13 protein-coding genes are annotated in these 21,642 nt (G+C 27.4%); 2 read left to right on the top strand and 11 right to left on the bottom strand.

What is annotated here, in order from left to right; all coding sequences use genetic code 11:
• Positions 1 to 25: 25 nt before the first annotated feature.
• Both CDIF1296T_RS05775 and CDIF1296T_RS05770 read right to left on the bottom strand, forming a co-directional pair.
• A complete protein-coding gene (locus CDIF1296T_RS05775) occupies positions 26 to 712 on the bottom strand; it encodes an ABC-2 transporter permease (protein ID WP_009892875.1) in 687 nt (228 codons plus the stop codon).
• On the bottom strand, positions 712 to 1,572 hold the full coding sequence (locus tag CDIF1296T_RS05770) for an ABC transporter ATP-binding protein (RefSeq protein ID WP_009896018.1): 861 nt from the start codon (positions 1,570 to 1,572) through the stop codon (positions 712 to 714). Before CDIF1296T_RS05770 ends, CDIF1296T_RS05775 begins: the two co-directional genes overlap by 1 nt.
• 134 nt (positions 1,573 to 1,706) lie before the next feature.
• Here CDIF1296T_RS05770 and CDIF1296T_RS05765 point away from each other — a divergent pair, with 134 nt between their 5' ends.
• Together CDIF1296T_RS05765 and yfcE are read left to right on the top strand one after the other, a co-directional pair.
• Positions 1,707 to 2,507: an NAD(+)/NADH kinase gene (locus CDIF1296T_RS05765; protein WP_003418878.1), complete on the top strand. Its 801-nt coding sequence runs from the start codon at positions 1,707 to 1,709 to the stop codon at positions 2,505 to 2,507.
• A gap of 24 nt (positions 2,508 to 2,531) precedes the next feature.
• Entirely contained in the window at positions 2,532 to 3,101 is a 570-nt protein-coding gene (gene yfcE / locus CDIF1296T_RS05760; RefSeq protein ID WP_003428581.1) for a phosphodiesterase, read from the top strand.
• Between the two features lie 417 nt (positions 3,102 to 3,518).
• Here the strand turns inward: yfcE and CDIF1296T_RS05755 are convergent, their stop codons facing one another.
• From CDIF1296T_RS05755 to CDIF1296T_RS05715, 9 genes are all read right to left on the bottom strand, one after another.
• Complete coding sequence (locus CDIF1296T_RS05755) at positions 3,519 to 4,571, bottom strand: cell wall-binding protein Cwp18 (RefSeq protein WP_009896016.1); 1,053 nt, start codon at positions 4,569 to 4,571, stop codon at positions 3,519 to 3,521.
• A gap of 206 nt (positions 4,572 to 4,777) precedes the next feature.
• Positions 4,778 to 6,004 carry a peptidase T gene (gene pepT, locus CDIF1296T_RS05750; protein WP_009888862.1) on the bottom strand — a complete coding sequence of 409 codons (1,227 nt, stop codon included), beginning with the start codon at positions 6,002 to 6,004 and terminating at the stop codon, positions 4,778 to 4,780.
• Positions 6,005 to 6,094: 90 nt separating this feature from the next.
• On the bottom strand, positions 6,095 to 7,147 hold the full coding sequence (gene ytvI / locus CDIF1296T_RS05745; RefSeq protein WP_009896014.1) for a sporulation integral membrane protein YtvI: 1,053 nt from the start codon (positions 7,145 to 7,147) through the stop codon (positions 6,095 to 6,097).
• A 148-nt stretch (positions 7,148 to 7,295) separates the two neighbouring features.
• Positions 7,296 to 8,549 carry an HlyC/CorC family transporter gene (locus CDIF1296T_RS05740; RefSeq protein WP_009888861.1) on the bottom strand — a complete coding sequence of 418 codons (1,254 nt, stop codon included), beginning with the start codon at positions 8,547 to 8,549 and terminating at the stop codon, positions 7,296 to 7,298.
• 130 nt (positions 8,550 to 8,679) lie between these two features.
• The gene (locus CDIF1296T_RS05735; RefSeq protein ID WP_009896012.1) at positions 8,680 to 12,207 is read right to left on the bottom strand and encodes an AAA family ATPase; all 3,528 of its coding nucleotides are present in this window, start codon (positions 12,205 to 12,207) and stop codon (positions 8,680 to 8,682) included.
• Positions 12,194 to 13,405: an exonuclease SbcCD subunit D gene (locus tag CDIF1296T_RS05730; protein WP_003437948.1), complete on the bottom strand. Its 1,212-nt coding sequence runs from the start codon at positions 13,403 to 13,405 to the stop codon at positions 12,194 to 12,196. The genes CDIF1296T_RS05735 and CDIF1296T_RS05730 overlap by 14 nt, the downstream gene beginning before the upstream one ends.
• Positions 13,406 to 13,450: 45 nt before the next feature.
• On the bottom strand, positions 13,451 to 17,278 hold the full coding sequence (addA, locus tag CDIF1296T_RS05725; protein ID WP_009896009.1) for a helicase-exonuclease AddAB subunit AddA: 3,828 nt from the start codon (positions 17,276 to 17,278) through the stop codon (positions 13,451 to 13,453).
• Entirely contained in the window at positions 17,278 to 20,745 is a 3,468-nt protein-coding gene (gene addB / locus CDIF1296T_RS05720; RefSeq protein ID WP_009896007.1) for a helicase-exonuclease AddAB subunit AddB, read from the bottom strand. The genes addA and addB overlap by 1 nt, the downstream gene beginning before the upstream one ends.
• Positions 20,735 to 21,565 carry a PD-(D/E)XK nuclease family protein gene (locus CDIF1296T_RS05715; protein WP_003428590.1) on the bottom strand — a complete coding sequence of 277 codons (831 nt, stop codon included), beginning with the start codon at positions 21,563 to 21,565 and terminating at the stop codon, positions 20,735 to 20,737. The genes addB and CDIF1296T_RS05715 overlap by 11 nt, the downstream gene beginning before the upstream one ends.
• Between the last annotated feature and the right edge of the window lie 77 nt (positions 21,566 to 21,642).

Here is a 21,642-nt window from a genome sequence, read left to right as displayed (position 1 = left end):
TTGTGCTATAATATTAATCAAAATTTTAATAATTAAACTTATTCTTTTTTGAAATCTTAATAGAAAAATACATTGATATTATAAAAATTATTATTGTTAAAAATGTCATACTATATAAATTTATATACTTAGTATTAGCTATATCAGTTACATAATTTGAAAGATATACTCCTCCAACTTTACTATAATTAAAATGCTTTACTTGATATACAATCATACTAATCATCTTCAAAAGACTTCCATATACAAAGTAAATTAAAATACTTACTATAAAACCACAAACTTTCATTTTTCCATATCCAAACTTAAAAATTAAAGGCAGTAAAATCGTCAAAATTGCTAAAAATATATTTACAGAAAAAAATACATCATTTAAAACCATATTTCTAAAGAACACTAGTGATGTCAATTTACTTAGTAAGGACACAATTATTGTTACAGAAATTATTAATCCTACACCTAATAAATATTTTGAGTAAACTATATCTTCTATACTAACTGGCATACTCCTTATAAAAATCCTTGAATCATTTTCATAATCACACTCAAACGTATTTATAAATATCAAATAACTAACAACAATACTTACTGTATAATATGAAATTGAATTAAGGAAAAAATAAAACACAAAAAATAGCAATATGTACTTTAAATTACGGATACCATCTGAACTAATCCCTATTATTAAATCTTTTCTTATTAAATTGAACATCATCTCACCTCATTTACATAATAATACATTAGTTCTTCTATAGTAGGATTTTTGACCTTATGCTTATCAATTTCTATCAATAGGCTTTTTACTTTCAAGCTATCTCCAACTTTAACAAGTGCCTCATTATAATATTTATACTCTTTCACACCAACTATGCTTTCTTTAATTGCTTCTAACTCTGCTTTATTTGCCCTAATTATCTTATATTCTTGTTCTATTAATTCTTTCTTAACAGTAAAAATCTGATTTCCTCTATTTATAAAAACAAGATAATCGGCAATTTTAATTAAATTATCAGTATTATGAGTAGAAATTATTACACTACTACTTCCATTTTTCACAAAATCTTGTAAGTACTGCATTATTTCAGTTCTTACAATTGGGTCTATCCCAGCAGTTGGTTCATCCAAAATCAATAACTTAGCATTGTGACTAAGTGCACTTGATAACATAAGCTTTTCAGATTGACCTTTAGATAAATTTTCAATATGCATATTTTCTTCTATATCAAACTTATTAAGGTATTCATCAAACCTTTCTCTATCAAAATTCTTATAAAATAAAGAAACTATTTTTCTAAATTCCTTAACCTTTAAATGCGGATAAAATTGTAAAGAATCATATACAAAACCAATATTGTTTTTAAAACTTATTGGAGAATTTTCAATAGTTTCATTACAAAGTTCAATTTCACCTTCATCTGCATCAATAATCCCCATTATAATTTTTATTAAAGTCGTTTTTCCCGAACCATTTGGTCCTATAATCCCAACAATATCCCCTTCCTTTAACTCTAAGTTTATATTATTTAACTTGAATTTTCCTAATTTTTTTGTGATATTCCTTATGCTAAACACATCTTCACCTCTTATGCATTTTTTTATACCCACCTATACATATTTTAACACATTCATTACAAAGGTCATTTATAAATTTATAAATTAAGAATTATAAAACTATGTTATAATACAAAGTATGAAGAGGTGAATATATGAAAAGAATTATAACTATAAATACAAACCAATTAAATAAGTCCCTTGAGACTAAAGAACTCTTAACTAGAAAACTTATCAATGCTGGCTTTGAAGTGTATTCAGATATTTATCCAGACACAGAGCTTATTATATCAATTGGTGGTGATGGCTCTTTTTTAAGAACAGTTAGAGATTTCGATTTTCCTGAGATTCCCATAATGGGAATAAATACAGGTCATCTGGGGTTTTTTCCTGATATTTTACCAGATAAGATTGATAGCTTTATTGAAGCTTATACAAAAAAAGATTATATTATTCAAGAAATGTCACTTCTTAATGCGGAAGTATATACAACTACTAGTGGTTCTAATATGCTTGCTGTAAATGAGGTTGTTATAAGAGGAGACAAGTCTAGGACTATACACCTAAATTTAAGCCTTGATAATAAACATATACAAAATTTTAGTGGAGATGGTATGATTATTTCTACTTCCACAGGTTCAACAGCCTATAACTATTCTGCTGGAGGTAGTATTGTTGATATAAATCTTGAACTTATGCAGATTACACCTTTACATCCGATAAATACCAATGCATATAGGTGCTTTACATCAAGTATAATATGTTCAAATGAATCTGTTATAAAGATTGCACCAGAATATAGATTTGAAGATTCTGTATTGATTGTCGTTGATGGAGTTGAGCACAGATTTAGACAAATCGAAAATATAAAAGTTAGTATATCTGATGCAAAAATAAAATTACTTAGAATGTCAAACTATGAGTTTTGGCATAGAGTATCTGAAAAATTTTTATAGACTGTACTTAGGAGGATTTTTAATATGAAAATAGGAATAATGAGTGATACTCATGGTAGCTTACTTTACTTTGAAAAAGCGTTAAATGTATTATCTGATTGTGATGTTTTATTACATGGTGGAGATGTCTTATATCATGGACCTAGAAATGATATTCCAGAAGGATATAATCCTAAAAAATTTATTGAGACATTAAATAAATTAGAAAACATTGTGATTGTAAAAGGGAACTGTGATGCAGATGTTGACCAGATGGTTATAGAACATCCTATTCAGAGTCCTTATGTCATGAGCCAATTTGGTGAAATTAGAATTATATTGAATCATGGTTATATAGAATCAGAAGAAGAAATTATTGACAAAGCAAAGAAAATGGGTGGTGACATATTAGTTTTAGGACATACTCATGTAAAAAAGCTATACATGGATGATAATTTAATAGTAATAAATCCAGGAAGTACTTCTATCCCAAAAGATGGAAGCCATTCTGTCGCAATTATAGATATCATAAAAACTGATGATGAGGATGAGCTTGAACTTGATATAAACTTAATTGACATCAATACTGGAAATATAATAAATATCAATGATTAGTAAATTTTTAATAAAAATAAAATAAGCTTTAATTTATTAAACTCATAATAAAAACAAGTAAACCATTTTATTTCTATCTCAATTAGAAGTTTAAGTACAATACCTTAAACTTCTAATTAAATAGAATCTGGTTTACTTGTTTTATTATATGCTATATTGAAATATAACTTAGTTTACTTGTTTCTATTATATATTATATTGGAGTATAATTTAGTTTACTTATTTCATTATATATTATACTGAAATATAACTTAGTTTACTTATTTCATTATATATTATACTGAAATATAACTTAGTTTACTTATTTTATTATATATTATACTGAAATATAACTTAGTTTACTTATTTTATTATATATATTGAAGTGCAACTTGGTTTACTTGCTATTATTATATATTAATTTTGATTTACACAATATTACTGTAAGGCTAATGCTTCTGCATATGGTTTACTATTTTTACCTCCACCAACTTGTACAAATTTATCAGCCTTTACTTTTTTTATAAAACTTTTCTGTGCACTACTTAAACTTCCACTTGCAAGTACTACAGGTGACTTTGTTTTTGATGCTAATACTCCAGCAGCAAGCCCATCAACTAAATCAGCTTCTCTACCACTTCCATCTTTTGCAAAATACATATTATTAACCTTACTTGATTTTCCATAAAACTTTTCTAAAACTTTCGCATTAGTATCTTTTCTATCTGTCCCTGCTAGTCTTTCTGAGTTTACTAACTGTCCTTCAAGTTTTTTACTTATACTGTACTCCCCACCTACTATGTATGTCTTAGTTGAGTTTTGTGTAATAAAATTCTTTGCCTCACTTCTTATGCTATCCTTACCTGTATATATTATAGCTGTATTATCACTTGCAGCTGGGCTTGATATTGAAGTTGCATCTGCCAGTCCATTATACCCATTAACCACTGCCACTTTTGAGACACCTAAATCACCAGTATCATCTAGCTGTCTAGTAAGAAGTAAAGATGTTTCTTCTCTATCTGCTCCACCGATTCTACTGACTAATACTTCCATATCTTCAAGAGATTCTTTTACACTTGATGAAATAGCTCCTTCACTTCCAATTAAAATAACTTCTGCTGGATTAAGCCTTTTTATTTCCTCTGTTACATTATATGGTATACTATTTTTATTTGTAAGCAGTATTGGCGCATCCAATTTACTTGCCAAAGGAGTTGAAGCCAATGCATCTGGCAATGAATTTGAGTTAACTAGAAACACCCTTTCTGAACCATTATTCCAACCACTATGAGATATTTTTATCGCTGTATCAAATCTATCTTCACCAATAAGTTTTTCCTCCTTTGGAGATTTTCTACCTTGAAGATAATTGTTCATATCTACCTGTGCATTTTGATTTTTACTAATAGTGTCTGCATATACACAACTTGGCAACATAATCCCAAGTGAAAGTGCAAATGCTATTATTTTTTTAGATTTAATTTTCAATACAATTCCCCCTTTTGAATGTTAATACCTATTGATATTCATACTTTTTATTGATACCCTAAACTAAAAATAATTATCTTTTATAAAAATAATTACAAAAATAGCTATACCATTTTAAATACAACACAAGCTTATAATCAGCTTGACTTATAAAGAATGATATAGCTATTATAACTTTAAATGCTTAATTTTTAAATACCTTTTAACTAAACTCTTTCAGCATATTTTTCAGCTATTCTTACAATTAGTTTAGTAGCTTTCTCCATAGAACTAACTGGTATACACTCATTTTTCCCATGGAAGTTTAATCCACCAGTAAATATATTTGGACAAGGTAATCCATTAAAAGATAATCTTGCTCCATCAGTACCACCTCTTACAGGAACTAAACGTGGTTTTATACCTAATTCCTCCATAGCTTCTTTAGCTATATCAACTATAAACATAACTGGCTCAATCTTTTCTTTCATATTGTAATAAGAATCTTTTAAATCCAATTCCACTCTATTATCGTATTTCTTATTTATTTTTTCTATATTCTCTATCATAATAGATTTTCTATTTTCAAATTTTTCTCTACAATGGTCTCTAATAATATAAGCCATACTTACATTCTCGACATTTCCACCTATAGAATTTAAATGCCAAAATCCTTCATATCCTTCTGTTGTTTCTGGTCTTTCATCTGCTGGGAACATTTCTGATATTTCAGCAGCTATATGTATAGCATTTACCATTTTATTTTTAGCTGAACCTGGATGAACATTTCTACCATGTATAGTAATAGTTGCATTTGCAGCATTAAAATTTTCACATTCAAGTTCTCCAACTATTCCTCCATCTAAAGTATATGCATATTTTGCTCCAAATTTTTCAACATCAAATAAATCAGCACCTCTACCAATTTCTTCATCTGGTGTAAATCCTATTTTTATATCTCCATGCTTAATTTCTGGATGATTTATTAGATACTCTATTGCAGTCACTATCTCAGCTATACCAGCTTTATCATCAGAGCCAAGTAGAGTTGTTCCATCAGTGACTATTAAATCGTCACCTTTAAATTCTTCCAACTCTGGAGAATCCTTTACATACGTAATAACATTTAACGCTTCATTTAAAACTATGTCTTTTCCATCATAATTTTCTATTATTCTTGGTTTAATATCTTTTCCACTAACATCTTCAATTGTATCTAAATGTGATATGAATCCTATAGTATCCACACCATCAGTATTTCCTTTTAAAGTAGCCATTATATAACTATTTTCATCTAAACTCACATCATCAACACCCATTGTTTTTAGCTCTTCAACTATATACTTAGCTAAAACTCTTTGACCTTCTGAAGATGGACAGTTCTCACACTGAGAATTAGATGTTGTATCAAATGATACATATTTTAAAAATCTTTCCACTACTTTTTGTTTCACGTATATACCCTCTTTCTTAATAAGATTAATATTTTTTTATTTACCTGTGAATAAAATTTTATTTTTAAAAAAATCTATCAATTATTATAATTAAAAAATATCCACCTTCTTAAGTATATCATGCATACATACCAAACCCAAACAAAAAATTACTCCAATTATTCCTTTTACTTGGATTCCAATAAAAATCGCTGCTAGGGTAGCTAATGGATTTAGTCCAACATTTACTGATACTAGTTTAGGTTCAAGTATTTCTCTAATCAAAGACAAAACAAAAAATATCACAGTCATACTTATAGCTATAAAATAATTTTTTATAAGAAAATAATAAACAATTACTGGAAGATATATTGTTATTATACCTAGGAATGGAATTAAATCCATTAAAGCTCCTACAAACCCTACTATTAGACCGTATTTCAATCCAAATAAAGCAAAACTTCCCCAGATTGCAAAAAATGTTATAGCCATAAGTATTGTATAGGCCCTTATATATCCAACAAGTGAAAGCCCTGCCTCTTTCTTTACGTTTTTTACTTTCTTTCTAACATCAACAGTAAACATATTATAAAAACTATTTTCAATCTTATCAAGGTCTTTTGCTATAAAGTACGTAGCAATAAACAAGGTAATTATAAATATTATAATATATGGAATAGAAGTAGCCAATCCAAGTATACTAGTAAGAAGATTTTTTGTAATTTGCATTACTTCACCACTGAATTTGTTTACTAATTGTTCTACATCAAAATTGGCTATTTCTTGAAATGATTTCATAAAGTCATTTATTTTATTTAAAAAATACATAATAGTATTACTTATATCCTCAGGATTAGCAGATATATTATTTAAAAATCCCATTAATTCTTTCATTGAATTTATTACTATTATTGTAGTAACTGTACTGACTATAGCCACTGCAAGAAAACTTAGAACAAGAGTAGAGATACCTTTATTTATATGAAACTTATTTTCTAACTTTTGTGATATAGGATTAATCATAAGTGCTATTATAGCACCTAGAAAAAATGGAGCTATGTATGGAAACGCTTTGTAAATAAAAATAAATAACAATGTATATATACAAAAAAAGATAGTGTTGTTTTTTAATTTGTATAAAAAATTATTTTCTAGTATGCTCATCTTAAAAATCTCCTTTCTTCTAATTTATATTTTTATTTTGTCCATTTCATACTAGTTTTATTTGAATACAAAATAAAAAGAAGTGTATAAATATAAAAGATATCTTTTATATTTATACACTTCTAATAAATTTAAGAACATTATTACATTATGTATATATTCTTATTTTTTTAATTCTATTTTTTTCTATACTTTCTATACAAAATCTTATATTATCAACTTCAATTACTTCATTTTCTTCTGGCAATCTGCTTAGGTGTCCAATTATAAAACCTCCTATGGAATCAAACTCCTCAGATTCCAAGTTTACACCAATAAGTTCATTAACATCACCAATTTTAGTACTTCCATCTACAATATACTCATCTTCTTTTATAACTTGTATTTCATCCTCTTCTTCATCATATTCATCCTCTATATCTCCAACAATGACTTCTACTAAATCTTCTATAGTTAAAAGTCCAGATGTTCCACCATACTCATCTACAACTATAGCCATCTGACTTTTTTCAAGTTTCATCTCTTCAAGAAGTTGTGTTATCTTTTTGAACTCATACGTGAAAAAAGGTTCTCTCATATAATTTTTAATATCAAATGACTCTATTTCTTCATCAGATAAAAATATAATATCTTTTATATTAAGTATTCCTACAATATCATCTATAGTTTCTTCATACACAGGCATTCTGCTTAATTTTTCAGTTTTAAATACCTGTATTATCTCATCATAACTATCTTCCATATCTATAGCTACCATATCTATTCTTTGTACCATTGCATTTTTAGCTTGCATATCTCCAAATTCAAAAACATTATTTATGATTTCTCTCTCTTCCATTTCAAGGACGCCTTCTTCATGACTTACATTTACCATAGTTTTTAGCTCTTCTTCAGTTATGAATGATTTAGCTCCTTTATTTGTTATACCAAATAATTTAAATATAATATTTGTAATTATATTAAATATCCATACTATTGGTCTTAATATAAATATAATTGCTTTTATAGGTTTAGATACTAATAGAGAAACCTTTTCTGAATTATTTGCTGCTATTGTTTTTGGAGTAATCTCACCAAATATTAATACTAATACTGTCATAACAGCTGTAGCAAGTGCCACTCCTTTTTCTCCCATTAATCCTATAAACAAAGATGTTGATATGGATGTTGCTGCTATATTTACGACGTTATTTCCAACCAATATAGAACTTAAAAGCTTATTTGGATTTTCTATTAATGAACTTACTAACTTAGCTCCTTTAACTCCTTCATCTTGCATATATCTGATTCTGATTTTACTCAACGACATTAAGGCCGTTTCAGATGCTGAGAAAAATGCAGACCCTATAAGTAATACTATTAAAAAAATAATCTGAATCAAATTATTGGGCGATTCCAACACTTACCACACTCCTACTTACATGTTTTTATATTAATATTAATTATAAATAACTTTAATATTAGTTTTTATTATATCACAATTACATATTATTTGGAAATATTAGATAATATATTCAATTAACATATATTTTCTAACTATATTCAATTTTTACTTTTGAACCTATTCCAGCCTCACTAGATGAAACTAATAGCTTAACAGGAACTCTATTTTTAAGTTCCTCGACATGACTTATTATACCCACACTTAGATTATTACTATGCAATCTTTCCAAGGATTCTATAACAATTTCTAAAAGTTCACTATCTAATGAACCAAAACCTTCATCTAAAAAGAAAAATTCTAATGGTGCACTTCCCTTTAATTGTATTTGAGATGAAAGAGCAAGTGCTAATGATAGAGATGTCAAGAATGTCTCTCCACCAGATAGAGTATCAATGCTTCTTCTTTCTCCTCCATTAAAGTTATCTCTCATTACAAAGTTTAGTGTTGAGTCAATTTCAAGTGCATATCTTCCTTTTGTTATTCCATCCAATCGTTTTGATGCTTCCAACGCTATATATTTTAATTGGTTTGTAGAAACATATTCTACAAATTTATTTCCTTGTACACATTTATCTAATTCTTCCAATAAGTCCACATTGTGTTCAACTACCTTAAGTTGTTTATTAAAATCATTTATCTTATCTAAAGAGTCTTTTAATGTTATTAACTGATTTTGATTAGCTCCAATATCTTTGGATATATTTCCTATTTCTACTTTCAAATTATAAATTTCATCTTTTAATTGTTCAAAGTACTCCTTCTTTATGCTTCTTCCATTTAATTTTTCTTTTGATGATTTTATTTTAAATGATAATAACTTTTGTTCTTCTTCATGCTCTAGTATTTCTTCAATCAATTTTTTTACTGCATCAGTATCTAATAAAGCTCTTTTTACTGCATATATACTTTCAAATTTATTTTCTGCTAATAGTTTATTTAGTGTTGATTTTTGGTCTTTATATTGTTCCTTAGCAGTTTTAAGTCTACCATCTATATTGTGCTTTTCAGCAATGTTTTTTTCATATTCTAATCTTTGCTCTTCCAATTTTTTCTTGCTTGATTCTTCTTGTTCTAATATCTTACATATATTTTCTTCAACATTATGTAAAAGATTTTTAGCTAAATCACCTTTAGTTATGCTAATAACTTCTTTATACTTATTATCCCTACTCAATTTCTTTTCTACATATAATTCTCTAGCCTTTATTAATTCTATCTCTATTTCATGTAGTTTACTCTCATTTTCTCTTATTTTAATATCTAGTGAGTCTCTATTTTTTAATAAATTTGAATGCCCAGTACTTAGTAATTCTAATTCTTTTTCATTCTCCCTTATTTCTTTTACTTTTGACAATAGATTAGAGACTTTAGTAATCGTCTTTAATCCTAGGTATTCCTGTTTAAGTTTTTTACATTTATTTTCTAAACCTTCTATTTCTATGTTTAAATCTCTTGTTAATTTCTTATAATTATTCAGACTCTCTCTTATTTTTAATTCTTCTTTTTCAATTTTATTTTTTTCTTCTTTCGCTAATGTTACTTTATTTTCAGTACTCTCTTTTTCTTTCTCCCACTCCTGAATATTAGATTTTAACAATGCAAGTTTTCTTTGTTCTTCATCAAGTTTTTTTAATAATTGACTAGATGGAATCCCCCCTAGTTTTCCTTTTACATCTTCAAGTTCTTTAGTCTTCATTTTTTCTATAGATAAATACCCACTTACTTTAGCATTTAATTCCTCTATATTGTTTCTTATACTTATTTTTTCTTTTTCTAATTTCTCCAGTTTTTCTTTGACAAAAGATATATTTTCATCATATTTAGTTATATTATGATTTTCATGATGTTTTGACCCACAAACTGGACAAGGCATATTTTCTTTTAATTCACGTCTAAGTTCAGAGGCTAAATTTAAATACTTTAGTTCTTCTAATTCTTTTTCTAGGTCATCTCTGTTCTTTCTATTATTTTCAAGTTTTTCATTTAGTAAATTTACTTCCCTTTCAGTATTAAACTTACTTTCAAGTATTATCTTTAATTCATCTTGTATACTGCTTTTCTTAATTTCATTTTCTTTAGTATTATTTGCTTTATTTCTTAATTCAGTAACATATTCAGATTTTAAAAGTAAATCAGCACTCTTACCAGGACATTTTTTAAGAAGAACATCCAAGTGAAGTGATAAATTTTCTAAATTACGATTTACATCATTCTTATCTTTATCAATATATCTAACTTTTAAATTTATATTTTCTGTCTCTTTGAGTATTTCTTCTAGTTTATTTAGCTTTTGATTTTTTTCTTCCAATACGTTGTTGTAATCTTTCTCGTATTCATATGCTAGAAATATTTTTTGTTTTAATTCTGCACTTATATTTACTTTATCAATCTTTCCTTCAACTTCTTTTATAGATTTAGTAACTGCATCTTTTCTGGACTCTGACACCTGCTTTACTTTTTCTAATTCAACTTTAGTCTTATTTAAATTAATTCCACTTTCTTTTAGCTCTTTTAACTCTCTATCTAATAAAACTAACTCTTCTTCTAATTTTATTGCTTGTTGCAATCTTATTTTTTCTTCACTCAATTTAGGGACTTCTTCATTCTTAATTTTGTTTATTTTTTCATATCTATTTTTTGTAACTTCAAGCTCCTGATTTAATATTGCTAATTTCTTTTCTAAATTACTTACTGCGAAGCTATCTTCATCTATCTTTTTTTCTAGATTTTGAACTGAACTTATGTATGGGTCTACCTTTTTAGCGTTACTATCATTTTCTACAAGAGCAATCTTTTCTTTTATCTCACTATTTTTTAAATCAAGCTCATTTTTTCTAAGTTCATTTTTTTCTAACTTTAATTGTTCTTCATATACTGTTTTACTTTCTTCATAAGATTTTTGAGCTAGGTCTAAAGCATTATTCTTATCTTTTTCCAAATTTTTTAACTCTATTAATTCTTGGTTTATATTGTTATATACTTCCTCTGTAATTCCATCATATTGACTTAATTTTGATTTCAAATCTTTTAAATTTTGTAACTGTATATTTTTTCTCTTTTTCACTTTTTCTCCAAGACTTCTTCCATATTTCTCAAGATTAAAAATTCTCTCTAACATGTCTCTTCTATCTGCACGTGATAATCTTAGAAACTCATTAAATTTGTCTTGTGGTAAAACTACTGACCTAGTAAAATCATTTGCCGTTAATCCTACAACCTGTGCTACTTTTTCATTTACTTCCACAACTTTATCAGCTAAAACATTTTGGGTATTGTCATTCAATACTTCTATTAATCTAGCATTAGAGGTCTTTGTTCCTGTTTTGCTTCTAGCAATGGTTCTATCTACAATGTATCTTCTTCTAGTGTTTTTGCTTCCTATCTCAAACTCATATGATATAATTGCCTTATCGCACACACTGTTTATATATTCTTTTGTATTTCTGGATATATTTCCATACATAGCAATAGTTATTGCATCTAATATTGTAGATTTTCCACTTCCAGTAGTTCCAAATATCCCAAACAAACCTCTTTCAATTAATTTTTCAAAGTCTATAACTTGTTTATCAATATAGCTATTAAGCCCTGTAAGTTCTAATCTAATTGGTCTCATCTGCTGATTCACCTTCTTCACTTATTATATCTAGAAATAAATCCATAAGTTCTCCTTTTGGCTCTACACCTTTACTAAAAGAATAGAACTCTCTAAACAACTCTGCCATAGACTTTTCTTTTATATCTACACTTTCTTGTTCATAACAAGATGTTATTATTGGTTTTATTTCTATTATGTCTTTTAATAGTTCCTTCATTTTTTTAATTTCATTCTGTGATATTATCTCATCAGTATTTATTTCAAAATATGACCAAATCTCTCTATCTTGATTTTGCTCACATATATCTAGTGCTTCTTCTATTCCATTACATTTAAATACTTCTATAGGTTTGTAATTATTAAAATATACATCTTCAATTATTGGTTTTTCACCAGCTTTTATATCCACTATGTATGCCCCTTTGGTATACGCTCTTTCATCCTTGCTATATTGAAGTGGAGAACCAGAATAGTACGCATTTAAACGTTCGGAAGCTTTTTGTTGTTTATGTAAATGACCTAGTGCAGTATATTGAGCCTTTTCTGGCAAATCTTTTCTTTCAACTAAAAAACTTCCACCTAATTGTATAGGTCTTTCTGATTCAGTACTCTCTCCACCTATTACAAATATATGTGATACGGCTATATTTATAGTATCACTTCTAAAATTTTCTTCTAAACTTCTAAATATATCTCCTACCTTTTCAGAATAATTTTTTTGTTTCTCAAACTCATCTTCACTTGAAAAAACTTCATTTAATCTTTTTTCACTTGGATAAGGTAATGTAGCAACCACAATATTTTCTCCATTTATATTCAGTTTTGTACATCCCTGAGTTGCATATGTTATTTCAAACCCTTTATACTTAGCTTCTATCGTAGCACTTAATGGATAACCATATATAAGTATCCCCTGTTCATGTGCTAGAGGTGTTATTGCAGAGAGTCTCTCTGGATTATCATGATTTCCTGAAATTATTAATACACACCTCTGACCATTATTGGCAAGTCTTGATACAGTCTGATAAAATAGTTTTTCTGCTTGTGCTGGTGGATTAGAAGTATCATATACATCTCCAGCAATTATAACCATATCTATTTCATTTGATTCTACTATTTTTATAAATTCCTCACAAAACTTTGCTTGTTCCTCAATTCTAGAATGGCCTTCTAGGGACTTCCCTAGATGCCAATCTGATGTATGAATAAATCTCATTTTTTCCCCTTCCTCTATCTTTTAGGTTTAATTTATATATAAAAACTAATAACAAACAGCTTCATCAACTCCAAATAAATATATACATTTCTCTTTTACTGACTTACCAGTTAAAGTTTCAATAATATCTGCATATAAATCCAACTGTTTTTTATATTTCTCTATTATTTGATTTATATTTTCCTCATTTACAAAATCTGTTTTATAATCCACCAAAACTATTTGATTATCTTCTTCAAAATAAGCATCAACTATACCTCTTAACATGACACTTTCATTATCATAAAGTTTTTTATCGTCATTGTTTATAAGCTTTTCATAAATATATATGTCTTTCATATTTACTTGTGCATAAATTGATTTTTCTCTATTTATAATTTCAGCATTCAACATTCTTTTTCCTATGTTAGAGGCAAAAAATTTATATATTTTATATGGATTTACTATACTAGCTTGTTTTTCTGTTATTATACCTTTTGAAACAAAACCTCTTATTTGTGATTTTATATCATTTACACTACTTACATTTTTTAAGTCTAAAACCTCCATAACTAAATGGACTATTGTACCTCTTTCTGTTCCACTTATTTTTTCTCTTTCTTCTTCATTTTGAATAAATAGAGGCTTTTTTAATATTACTTTTTGTTCAAATATAGTATTTATTAACTCTTCTTCATAATTATTTTGTATCTTTTTTATTTCTGTAACAGATATAGTAGCAGGTTTTCTTGTACTAAATTCATATGGATATATATAGTTTAATTTTTCTTCTATTTCACTGTAATAATCACTGTCAGGATTATCTACATCTATTTTTTCAAGAATTTCTTCAATACTTTCTTTTTCTTCATCACTCTTCTTTTCCACTAAAATATCATTCTTATTCCACAACTTTCCATACCATTTTGAATTATGTTCAACATTAAAAACTGCGTCTAATCCTACTTCTTCTAGTAGATTAGATAAATCCCTATGTCTTAATACACAAGGCATTATCCAATCTAAAAAATTTTTACCTTTTAATATCTCGTATTGTGATATTGTATCTAAACTTTCAATTCCATTTGACCATCTCTTTATACTATCTTGTATATTTCTAGTAGAACCAGTTATAATCAATTTTTCTTTAGCTCTTGTAAATGCAACATATAAAACTCTCATCTCTTCTGATAAATTTTCTATATTTATTTTGCTTTTTAATGCTTCTTTGGCTATACTTGGAAAAGAAATCCTTCTCTCATAGTCTACAAATTGAGGTCCATACCCTAAATTATGATGATATAAAATACTCTTTTTAAAATCTTGAGTATTGAAATTTTTACCCATTGCAGAGCATATGACTACTGGAAATTCTAGACCTTTACTTTTATGAATACTCATTATTCTAACAACATTTGCATTCTCACCAAGTGTTTTTGCACTTCCCATATCAGAACTAGATTTTTTTAATTTCTCTATAAAATTTACAAAGTTGAATATTCCTTTAAGACTGGTTTCTTCAAATTGTTTTGCTCTCTCAAACAATACTTTTAAATTAGCTTGTCTTTGACTTCCACCTGGCAATGCTCCAACATAGGCATAGTATCCAGTCCTTGTGTACAAGTACCATATAAATTCATCTGTACTCATGTACATTGACTTTTCTTTAAATTCCTTTAGCTTAATTAAAAAATCTTTACTTTTGTTTATGCACTCTTCACTTGGTATAAACTCAGACTCATTTTCATTTTGAGAATCTGTAAATCCATCATACTCTGCTGTACTTTTTAAAACCTCATAAAAAATTTTATCTTTACTCTGAACTCTAATATCAATCAAATCCTCTGGTGTAAATCCAAATATAGGTGATTTTAATACAGATATAAGAGGTATATCTTGCATTGGATTATCTATTATTTGAAGTAATGACAATATTGTTTTTATTTCAATCGTATCAAAATACCCCACTCCAACATCAGCATATGTTGGTATATCCATATTCATCAATTCATCTGCAAACACTGGAGCCCATGCAGATGTAGCTCTTAAAAGAATAACTATATCTCTAAATTCCACAGGTCTATATCCATCTATTCCCTTATCATAGACCTTTTGAATTTTTCCATCTTCATTGACTTTCATTAAATCTTTGATGATGTTTCCAACCATTCTAGCCTCAAGTTGTATATTATCTAATTTTTCTTCTTCCTCTATTTCATCTTCTTTGTTATTAATTCTATCGTCTTTATCATTTATAATATCATCATCAAGTTTATTATCTTTTTGTATTAGGTGTATCTCCGTTGCTCCACCAATAATAGATTTCTCGTCTGTATCCACATTAAAATTTGCACCTAAATTTAGTCTTTCTTTTTCTGTATATTCAATTTCTCCTATATTCTCATTCATTATATTTTCAAATATATAATTTACAGCATCTACAACTTCTTCTCTACTTCTAAAATTTTTGTAAAGCATTATTTTTCTATGGGAACTTCCCTTTTTATCATTATAGTTATTATATTTTTGCAAAAATAATTCTGGCTTTGCTTGTCTAAATCTATATATACTCTGTTTTACATCACCAACCATAAATCTATTTGGAGTTTCTGTATTTGCAACAGCTTTAAGCAGTACTTCCTGCACTAGATTACTATCCTGATATTCATCTATAAATATTTCATAAAACTTGTTTCTATATCCAACTGCTATATCAGAAGGTACAATATTACCTTTTTCATCTACATCTGTAAGTATATTTAATGCAAAATGCTCTATATCGTTAAAATCTATTATTCCTTTTTCTCTTTTCTTATTGCTATATTCCTCTTCAAATCTCAGTACAACACTAGATATTGGTTTAACTATGTTATAAAGATATTTTATTTCTTCTCTAATAGAATCATTATCTTTATTGAATGTAGCACTTACTATACTTTCTAAAGACTTCTTAGTCTTATCTCTTATAGTTTTTGCCTTTTCTTTTGATTCTTTTATATACGAAGGAGCATCTTTTGAAATTCTTTTTACTCCTTTTACATAATTTTCAAAGGACATACTTGCCATCTTTTTATATGCCTCATCCCAAGATTTATTACATGCTTGTGAAATGTCAGCAATTTTTTTATATTCAACAGATAACTTTTCTGCAAAAGTTTCTAATTCTTCTATTGATTCCACTTCTTTTAATGCCCTTTCCATATTTAGACAAAGACCATTAATCTCTATTTTTACAGTGTCTAATATAGCTCTAGCCCAAATAGACTGTGAAAAATCAAAATTTTCATCAATATTAAATCGTTCTGCTGAGTCAATCAACCATTTTTTAGGTTCAGGAGAAGCCATTGCAAATGAATATATTCCCAAGATAATATCTTGTACTTCTTTATCTCCTCCTCTTTCTGCATAACTTTCAACTAAATTTAAAAACCCCTCATCTCTTTCTTCATATAAATCTTCAAATACTTCCTCTATTGCTTCTTGTTTCAAAATAGCACATTCAGTTTGGTCTCCTATTCTGAAATTAGGGTCTAAGTTTATTCTATGAAAGTTTGATTTTATAACATCCAAACAGAATGAGTGTATTGTTGTAATACTAGATTTATTTAATAAAACAAGTTGGTTTTGTAAATGTTTATTTTCTGGGTTTTCATCTAAGGCTTTTCCTATAGCATCCCCTATCCTCTCTCTCATTTCTGACGCAGCAGCATTAGTAAATGTAACAACTAATAACTTATCTATATCAATTGGATTTTCTCTACTTGTTATCATTTGAATTATACGCTCAACTAGCACGGCTGTTTTTCCTGAACCAGCAGCAGCAGCAACCAATAAATTGCATTCTCTACTTTCTATAACTTCTAATTGCTCTTTTGTCCATTTAGGAGAACTCACTAATTAACATCTCCTTTCATCATTTTTATTATCTCTTCATTACTCTTATTATTTAAATTTTTATACTTGTTATCTTTTATAGTTGAATCAAACTGACATATAGCAGAGTAATCACAAAAGTCACATGATGTTCCATCTTTATGTTTATATGGAGCTATACGTATTTCTCCACTTAACATTTCTTCACATAAATCCTTTATAGCATGCCTTACATATTTTCTAAGCAGTTTGAAATCCTCATAGCTTATTGCTGAAGTACTTTTACCTACATTTCCATCCTTAGTAAGACCTACTGGTATTACTAAAGAGTTTTTCCTTTCTCCATCTATTAATGATTTATCCATCTCTTTAACTATGTGAGAGTCTTTTACTACAAGCCCCTTCATTCTAAGTTCTTTTAATATTGCTTCTTGTATTTCTTCATCATCTTTATCTTCATTAAATTTTGCTATTGGATTATTTATTCTACAATATAGTATTGCAGCTGGATTTATATTTATATCTTCATCCTTTGCACTTTCAAGGATTGCATCTAAATACACAAGTAATTGTAATTGTAGACCATAATATATTTCTGTTAGACTTATGGACTTATTGCCTGACTTATAATCTATTATTCTTATATATTTATTTTCTCCTTCTTCAAATTCATCAACTCTATCTATTTGTCCAATTAAACTTACTTCTTGTCCATTTTCTAACACCATTTTTATAGGTGGATATTTTCCATTGTTGCCAAATTTAACTTCATAATCTATTGGTTCAAATGAACCTTGTTTTATTTGCTGACTAATTATAGTTATAGCAGTTGTCAACATATTCTTTAATCTATATGCAAGGTATTTATACCTCTCAGAACTATTTAATATATATCCTGGTATCTTTAAAATTATTTCATCAACTATTATACCTATCTTTAATTCTATATATTTTTCATCAATATCTCTCCAAGTTAAATTATCTTGTAAAAGTTCTTTTGAAAACCTATCTAAAATATTATGAATAAAAGTTCCTAAATCTGGTGGTGTAAATGAATACTCTTTACGCTTTTTTGCTTTTAGACCATATTGTATAAAATAAGCAAATGGACATTCAGCATATTTTTCAAGCCTAGATATGCTAAGAGAATTACTTTTATACAATGACCTTATTTTTTTCTCTTCAATCTTATGAACTTGATTAGTATAACTAAGACCTTTTATAACTTTTTTTGTTATAGAACTATAGACTTCATCTTTTAAATAGTACCTATATATATCTAACCAAATACTATTAATCTCTTCTGTATTGTAACCATCACTGTCATAATTTTTTATTATGTTTATAAGTTCATTAAATGTAGGGGATTTAACCGTTATTTTTTTAAGTATATCTTTATCAGTGCTTTTATTTTCTTCCACTAAATAACTTTTATTTTCTATATTTGGAAATATCTTCTTAAGTCTTGATATAATTATTGATGGTCTAAGCGTTTTACCTTCATGGTCTGATATTGGATATGTTATGGTTAAATTCTTAGATGTCGAAGTAAGAGCTTTATATACAAGAAACTGTTCTTCAAAACTCCTAGTCTTACTATCAATATCAACTTCGATTCCTTTGTTTCCAAGACTTTCCCTATCATTATCACTCAATATTCCACTATCCTTTGTAATCAGCGGAAACACACCATCAGTAGTTCCAACTAGGTATAAATATTTCGTGTCTGGATTTTTCATTCTATCCACACTACTTACAAGTACCTGGTCTATACTAGGAGGAACCAGTCCTAATTCATATTCATCAAAACCTAAGGTTATTAATTTTATAAATTTTTCTAAAGAAATTATTTCATCACCCATAAGTTCCACCATTTGGTCTAATATGTCCACTACTATGTCCCAAACTTGTGAGTATTGATTTGCAACATCAAGTTCCCCTTTATCCTTAAAATTTACTATTAAACTTTCTATAGTTTCTGGCATATTTATATCTAATAAAAATTCATATATATATCTACAGATTTCTTTTACTCTATTTTTTCCTCTTAATTTTTCTTGTAAAATTACTATAGGCTCTAATACTCTATTTTTTATTTCATTTATTTTCTCTTTTAATTCCAGTTCAAATTCACTTTCTTGACCTGAAAGACTTTGAGTTATTCTATAATCCCATTTTTCATCAAACCATTTTTTACCTTTAATCCCATTAGCCAACACATAATTTTCTAGTAAATTTATATCATCATTATCAATTCCTATAAGTCCACTTTTTAAATACCTAAACATAGTTTCATACCCATATCGTCTATTCTTCATTTCTAAAGTTGAAATAATTAAAATAACTATTGGATTACTTTTTGCCTCTCTCTTCTTATCTATAAAGTTTGGTATATTATATTCATTAAATATAGAGTGTACTAAAAAATCATATCTATTTAAATCTCTTGTAGCAATGGTTATATCTCTATATCTGACATTCTTATCTCTAACTAAATGTACAATTTCTCTGGCTATCTCTTCCACCTCTGAATATAAATTGTTAAACTCTTTTATCTTTATATTTTCAGTTGGATTTGAATATATTTTATATGGATAAGCATTATAAAATCTTTCTAAGTGCTGTAATTCCTTAACTTTTTCAAATCTTTTTATAACACCTGTGTTTAAATTTACTTGTGGCAATATTTTTATGCCTTCTTCGTTGCACAATTGAGTCAATTTTGAATAAGTAAATTTCGTTCTAGAAAACATATCAGATTTACTGTACCCAATATAGTTGATATCATCTACAGTCAAAGAGATATTAACACTTTTAGACTTATTTAATATACTCTTTATGACATTGTACTGATTTGGTGTAAAACCTGTAAATTCATCTATATAAACACAAGCTCCATCTAAATAACTGCTTAATTCAATTTTACTTGCCAATGAAGTTAACATATCTTGAGCATCTACATAATTTTCATGCAATTTCCCTTCAAAAGAATTATATATTTTACTTATATCTTTTAATTTTAAACTTAAAGTTTCATTATCCAATTCTCCAGATATATTTTCTAACATTTCAGGGCTTATATTGTATTGTTTCATTTCTGATATCATATCTGTAATTGAACTTACAAAACCAGACTGCGATTTTGATTTTGAAAACACATTTAATTCTTCACTTACATCTTCAATAGCTCTATATACCATCATTGCTTTTCCACTAGAATTTATATTTACATCTGTCAATCCTCCTACTTGAGAAAAAACTATATTACTTAGTGTCTTAAAGCTAAGTACCCTAACTCTTAGATACTTATCTTTTTCTTTTCCTAAGAATAGCTTACTTACTCTATTTTCAGCCTCAAATGTGTACTGTTCTGGAACTAAAAGTATAATTGATGTCGTTTCATTTTTTTGAGCTTCTTTTTTAATTTCATCTAGTATATAGGTGGATTTTCCACTTCCACTTCTACCTAATACAAACCTAAGTCCCATAAATTTCCGCCTCCAAAATACTATAATCTATTTCTTTGCCATTACATAACTTATTAAATTCACAATACTTGCAATGCTTTTTATTTCTATAGCACATACGTTCTTCTTTATTATATACCTTTTCTATATCATTGTATAGATTGTCTTCGTATGTATGTTCTTCATAATTAGTGTTTTTTATCATACTTATATAATTTTGAATTTTATTTCTATTTGCTTCATGTTTTTCTTCATCATATAAAATGGTAATTGGTAAGTCATCAAATTCAGGTTGATAATATCTCATATTTATATCTTTAACATTTATGTCCATTTTTAAAACTTTAGGTATTACTTCTTTTGCTAAAAACATATAAACAATAGTTTGTATTCTATTTTCTACGTGTTTATAGTCAATCTTTTTAGACTCGGTTTTCCAATCCCATATTTCTATATTGTTATTTCCAATTACAACTAAATCATACTTTGCCTGTATTATATCCCCATTTAATGTCATCCTTACTTCATATTCTGGCAAATACGTTTTTCCTTTTTCAATAGGAACAACTTTTTTTATATTTTCCATCCACTTTAAAAACTTTTTACTATTTTTATCATCCTCATTAAAATAGATTCCAAGAGGTATATTGCTAAAATATCTTTCACAAATCAAATGAAAATCTCTTCCTGTTTTTAAAGTTTCATAATACTCTCTACTACCAACATCATCATTTTTCCAATTTATTCTATCAATATATTTATATTTAAATTTCAATGGACATGATTTATATGTGTTAATTGAATTTTGACTATAAGAAAAATATTTTAATTTATCGTTCACTCATATCACTTCTCTCTTAACTTTATTTTTTAGTAGTTACTTACTGTACATATTGTTTTATCCCCTTTTAGATATAT

The sequence above is a fragment of the Clostridioides difficile ATCC 9689 = DSM 1296 genome, assembly GCF_001077535.1.
GTDB classification, from domain to species: domain Bacteria; phylum Bacillota; class Clostridia; order Peptostreptococcales; family Peptostreptococcaceae; genus Clostridioides; species Clostridioides difficile.
Note: the sequence above shows the minus strand (reverse complement) of the source record. Positions and strands in the feature narration are given on the sequence as shown.

Bases quoted from the DNA above. Each gene is read 5' to 3' on its own strand.
- CDIF1296T_RS05775 (WP_009892875.1), bottom strand. From the start codon at position 712: ATGTTCAATTTAATAAGAAAAGATTTAATAATAGGGATTAGTTCAGAT.
- CDIF1296T_RS05765 (WP_003418878.1), top strand. From the start codon at position 1,707: ATGAAAAGAATTATAACTATAAATACAAACCAATTAAATAAGTCCCTT.
- yfcE (WP_003428581.1), top strand. From the start codon at position 2,532: ATGAAAATAGGAATAATGAGTGATACTCATGGTAGCTTACTTTACTTT.
- ytvI (WP_009896014.1), bottom strand. From the start codon at position 7,147: ATGAGCATACTAGAAAATAATTTTTTATACAAATTAAAAAACAACACT.
- CDIF1296T_RS05735 (WP_009896012.1), bottom strand. From the start codon at position 12,207: ATGAGACCAATTAGATTAGAACTTACAGGGCTTAATAGCTATATTGAT.
- CDIF1296T_RS05730 (WP_003437948.1), bottom strand. From the start codon at position 13,405: ATGAGATTTATTCATACATCAGATTGGCATCTAGGGAAGTCCCTAGAA.
- addB (WP_009896007.1), bottom strand. From the start codon at position 20,745: ATGGGACTTAGGTTTGTATTAGGTAGAAGTGGAAGTGGAAAATCCACC.